The sequence below is a fragment of the Pseudomonas sp. Irchel 3F3 genome, assembly GCF_900187545.1.
GTDB classification, from domain to species: Bacteria; Pseudomonadota; Gammaproteobacteria; order Pseudomonadales; family Pseudomonadaceae; genus Aquipseudomonas; species Aquipseudomonas fortuita.
This window is the reverse complement of the sequence record NZ_FYDS01000025.1, coordinates 1-5,647: the sequence shown is the minus strand read 5'-3', so window position 1 is coordinate 5,647 and position 5,647 is coordinate 1. Positions and strand designations below refer to the sequence as shown.

Here is a 5,647-nt window from a genome sequence, read left to right as displayed (position 1 = left end):
ACGGTGTAGGTGATCTTGCCACCTTCGACTACAGCGGTGTTGTCCACCGACAGGACAGCGGTGACTTTGCTGATGGTGTCGGTGACCTGAACGGTCGCCGGGGTACCGATCTGCAGGTTCTCCAGCGGCGCACCGGTAACGGTGGCCTTGTCGATGCTGACGGTGATCTGGCCCTTGTCGATGAACACGTCATCACCCTGGGCTGGCGCCGAAATGGTCTTGGTGGTCTCGCCAGCGGCGAACACCACGGTTTCACCGGTGCTCAGCAGCACGGTCAGCGGCTTATCGATGGCCTGGTTCAGGGTCACCTTGAAGGTCGGCGCAGTCGCTTCGTTCACCGACTCGGTGACTGGAGTGATGCTGACTTTCACCAGATTCCCGGCGCCGTTCGGCTCATCGCTGACAGTGGTGGTCACTGGCGTCTTATCGGTCACCAGGTTTTCGAACTTGGTGTCACCCGAGACCGAAATGTCAGTGATCGACTTGGTGATCGCAGGCTGGCCACCGGCATACAGGTCGTTCGGTGCAGTGACGAAGGCGGTACCCGAGGCAGAACCCGCCGGAATAGTCACGACCGTGCCGCCAGTCAGGGTCACGGTCACACCGCCGTGGCCAGTCACTGGCAGCTTGGTGTCTTCACTGATCAGGGTGACGGTGTAGGTGATCTTGCCGCCTTCGACTACAGCGGTGTTGTCCACCGACAGGACAGCGGTGACTTTGCTGATGGTGTCGGTGACCTGAACGGTCGCCGGGGTACCGATCTGCAGGTTTTCCAGCGGCGCACCGGTAACGGTGGCCTTGTCGATGCTAACGGTGATGGTGCCTTTATCAACAAAGACGTCATCGCCCTGGGCAGGCGCCGAAATGGTCTTGGTAGTCTCGCCAGCAGCGAACACCACGGTTTCACCGGTGCTCAGCAGCATGGTCAGCGGTTTATCGATGGCCTGGTTCAGGGTCACCTTGAAGGTCGGCGCAGTCGCCTCGTTCACCGTGTCGGTGACCGGAGTGATGCTGACCTTGACCAGGTTGTCGTTGCCGTTCGGCTCATCGCTGACAGTGGTGGTCACTGGCGTCTTATCGGTCACCAGGTTTTCGAACTTGGTGTCGCCGGTGACTTCGATACCGGTGATCGACTTGGTAATTGCGTCCTGGCCGCCCGCGTACAGGTCGTTCGGCGCGGTGATTTCCACGGTGCCGGTGGCCGAGCCTGGGTTGATGGTGACCTGAGTGCCACCGGTCAAGGTAACGGTCACACCACCGTGGCCAGTCACTGGCAGCTTGGTGTCTTCACTGATCAGGGTGACGGTGTAGGTGATCTTGCCACCTTCCACCACAGCGGTGTTGTCCACCGACAGGACAGCGGTGACTTTGCTGATGGTGTCGGTCACGTTGACAGTGGCCGGGTCGCCGATCTGCAGGTTCTCCAGCGGAGCACCGGTAACGGTGGCCTTGTCGATGCTGACGGTGATCTGGCCCTTGTCGATGAACACATCATCGCCCTGGGCTGGCGCCGAAACGGTCTTGGTGGTCTCGCCAGCGGCGAACACCACGGTTTCGCCAGTACTCAGGACAACAGTGAGCGCCTTGTCCAGCGCTTGGTTCAGGGTGACGTTAAAGGTTGGTGCAGTGGCTTCGTTCACCGACTCGGTGACCGGAGTGATGCTGACCTTGACCAGGTTGTCGTTGCCGTTCGGCTCATCGCTGACAGTGGTGGTCACTGGCGTCTTATCGGTCACCAGGTTTTCGAACTTGGTGTCGCCGGTGACCGAAATGTCAGTGATCGACTTGGTGATCGCAGGCTGGCCACCGGCATACAGGTCGTTCGGTGCAGTGACGAAGGCGGTACCCGAGGCCGAGCCGGCCGGGATAGTCACGACCGTGCCACCGGTCAGGGTCACGGTCACACCGCCGTGGCCGGTCACTGGCAGCTTGGTGTCTTCACTGATCAGGGTCACGGTGTAGGTGATCTTGCCACCTTCCACCACAGCGGTGTTGTCCACCGACAGGACAGCGGTGACTTTGCTGATGGTGTCGGTGACCTGAACGGTCGCCGGGTCGCCGATCTGCAGGTTTTCCAGCGGCGCACCGGTAACGGTGGCCTTGTCGATGCTAACGGTGATGGTGCCTTTATCAACAAAGACGTCATCGCCTTGGGCCGGCGCCGAGATGGTCTTGGTGGTCTCGCCAGCAGCGAACACCACGGTTTCACCGGTGCTCAGCAGCACGGTCAGCGGTTTATCGATGGCCTGGTTCAGGGTGAGCTTGAAGGTCGGCGCAGTCGCCTCGTTCACCGTGTCGGTGACTGGAGTGATGCTGACTTTCACCAGGTTGTCGCTGCCGTTCGGCTCGTCGCTGACAGTAGTGGTCACTGGCGTCTTATCGGTCACCAGGTTTTCGAACTTGGTGTCGCCGGTGACTTCGATACCGGTGATCGACTTGGTAATTGCGTCCTGGCCGCCCGCGTACAGGTCGTTCGGCGCGGTGATTTCCACGGTGCCGGTGGCCGAGCCTGGGTTGATGGTGACCTGAGTGCCACCGGTCAAGGTCACGGTCACACCACCGTGGCCAGTCACTGGCAGCTTGGTGTCTTCACTGATCAGGGTCACGGTGTAGGTGATCTTGCCACCTTCGACCACTGCGGTGTTATCCACCGACAGGACAGCGGTGACTTTGCTGATGGTATCGGTCACGTTGACAGTGGCCGGATCGCCGATCTGCAGGTTTTCCAGCGGCGCACCGGTGACGGTGGCCTTGTCGATGCTGACGGTGATCTGGCCCTTGTCGATGAACACATCGTCGCCCTGGGCAGGCGCCGAGATGGTCTTGGTGGTCTCGCCAGCAGCGAACACCACGGTTTCACCGGTGCTCAGGACAACGGTGAGCGCCTTGTCCAGCGCTTGGTTCAGGGTGACGTTAAAGGTTGGTGCAGTGGCTTCGTTCACCGACTCGGTGACCGGCGTGATGCTGACCTTGACCAGGTTGTCGTTGCCGTTCGGCTCATCGCTGACAGTGGTGGTCACTGGCGTCTTATCGGTCACCAGGTTTTCGAACTTGGTGTCGCCGGTGACTTCGATACCGGTGATCGACTTGGTAATTGCGTCCTGGCCGCCCGCGTACAGGTCGTTCGGCGCGGTGATTTCCACGGTGCCGGTGGCCGAGCCTGGGTTGATGGTGACCTGAGTGCCACCGGTCAAGGTCACGGTCACACCGCCGTGGCCAGTCACTGGCAGCTTGGTGTCTTCACTGATCAGGGTGACGGTGTAGGTGATCTTGCCGCCTTCGACGACAGCGGTGTTGTCCACCGACAGGACAGCGGTGACTTTGCTGATGGTATCGGTCACGTTGACAGTGGCCGGATCGCCGATCTGCAGGTTTTCCAGCGGCGCACCGGTGACGGTGGCCTTGTCGATGCTGACGGTGATGGTGCCTTTATCAACAAAGACGTCATCGCCTTGGGCCGGCGCCGAGATGGTCTTGGTGGTCTCGCCAGCAGCGAACACCACGGTTTCACCGGTGCTCAGCAGCACGGTCAGCGGTTTATCGATGGCCTGGTTCAGGGTCACCTTGAAGGTCGGCGCAGTCGCTTCGTTCACCGACTCGGTGACCGGCGTGATGCTGACTTTCACCAGGTTGTCGCTGCCGTTCGGCTCGTCGCTGACAGTAGTGGTCACTGGCGTCTTATCGGTCACCAGGTTTTCGAACTTGGTGTCACCCGAGACCGAAATGTCGGTGATCGACTTGGTGATCGCAGGCTGGCCACCGGCATACAGGTCGTTCGGTGCAGTGACGAAGGCGGTACCCGAGGCCGAGCCGGCCGGGATAGTCACGACTGTGCCGCCAGTCAGGGTCACGGTCACACCACCGTGGCCGGTCACTGGCAGCTTGGTGTCTTCACTGATCAGGGTGACGGTGTAGGTGATCTTGCCACCTTCGACCACAGCAGTGTTGTCCACCGACAGGACAGCGGTGACTTTGCTGATGGTGTCGGTGACCTGAACGGTCGCCGGGTCGCCGATCTGCAGGTTTTCCAGCGGCGCACCGGTAACGGTGGCCTTGTCGATGCTGACGGTGATGGTGCCTTTATCAACAAAGACGTCATCGCCTTGGGCCGGCGCCGAGATGGTCTTGGTGGTCTCGCCAGCAGCGAACACCACGGTTTCACCGGTGCTCAGGACAACGGTGAGCGCCTTGTCCAGCGCTTGGTTCAGGGTGACGTTAAAGGTTGGTGCAGTGGCTTCGTTCACCGACTCGGTGACCGGCGTGATGCTGACCTTGACCAGGTTGTCGTTGCCGTTCGGCTCATCGCTGACGGTAGTGGTGACCGGGGTCTTGTCGGTCACCAGGTTCTCGAACTTGGTGTCGCCGGTGACCGAAATGTCGGTGATCGACTTGGTGATCGCAGGCTGGCCACCGGTGAACAGGTCGTTCGGTGCAGTGACGAAGGCGGTACCAGAGGCCGAGCCGGCCGGAATAGTCACGACTGTGCCGCCAGTCAGGGTCACGGTCACACCGCCGTGGCCAGTCACTGGCAGCTTGGTGTCTTCACTGATCAGGGTCACGGTGTAGGTGATCTTGCCACCTTCCACCACAGCGGTGTTATCCACCGACAGGACGGCGGTGACTTTGCTGATGGTGTCGGTGACCTGAACGGTCGCCGGGGTACCGATCTGCAGGTTTTCCAGCGGCGCACCGGTAACGGTGGCCTTGTCGATGCTAACGGTGATGGTGCCTTTATCAACAAAGACGTCATCGCCTTGGGCCGGCGCCGAGATGGTCTTGGTGGTCTCGCCAGCAGCGAACACCACGGTTTCACCGGTGCTCAGGACAACGGTGAGCGCCTTGTCCAGCGCTTGGTTCAGGGTGACGTTAAAGGTTGGTGCAGTGGCTTCGTTCACCGACTCGGTGACCGGCGTGATGCTGACCTTGACCAGGTTGTCGTTGCCGTTCGGCTCATCGCTGACGGTAGTGGTGACCGGGGTCTTGTCGGTCACCAGGCTCTCGAACTTGGTGTCGCCGGTGACTTCGATACCGGTGATCGACTTGGTAATTGCGTCCTGGCCGCCCGCGTACAGGTCGTTCGGCGCGGTGATTTCCACGGTGCCGGTGGCCGAGCCTGGGTTGATGGTCACCTGAGTGCCACCGGTCAAGGTAACGGTCACACCACCGTGGCCAGTCACTGGCAGCTTGGTGTCTTCACTGATCAGGGTGACGGTGTAGGTGATCTTGCCACCTTCCACCACAGCGGTGTTGTCCACGGACAGGACAGCGGTGACTTTGCTGATGGTGTCGGTCACGTTGACAGTGGCCGGATCGCCGATCTGCAGGTTTTCCAGCGGCGCACCGGTGACGGTGGCCTTGTCGATGCTGACGGTGATCTGGCCCTTGTCGATGAACACATCGTCGCCCTGGGCAGGCGCCGAGATGGTCTTGGTGGTCTCGCCAGCAGCGAACACCACGGTTTCACCGGTGCTCAGCAGCACGGTCAGCGGTTTATCGATGGCCTGGTTCAGGGTGAGCTTGAAGGTCGGCGCAGTCGCCTCGTTCACCGTGTCGGTGACCGGCGTAATGCTGACCTTCACCAGGTCACCCTGCCCGGAAGGCTCATCCGTAACGCTGGTGCTGACCTCGGTCTTATCCAGGGTCAGGT

1 protein-coding gene is annotated in these 5,647 nt (G+C 60.8%); it reads right to left on the bottom strand.

Annotation, left to right across the window (positions count from 1 at the left end; translation table 11 throughout):
• Positions 1 to 5,647: immunoglobulin-like domain-containing protein (locus CKW35_RS27630; RefSeq protein ID WP_305887131.1), on the bottom strand; the 5,647-nt coding region annotated here is incomplete at both ends.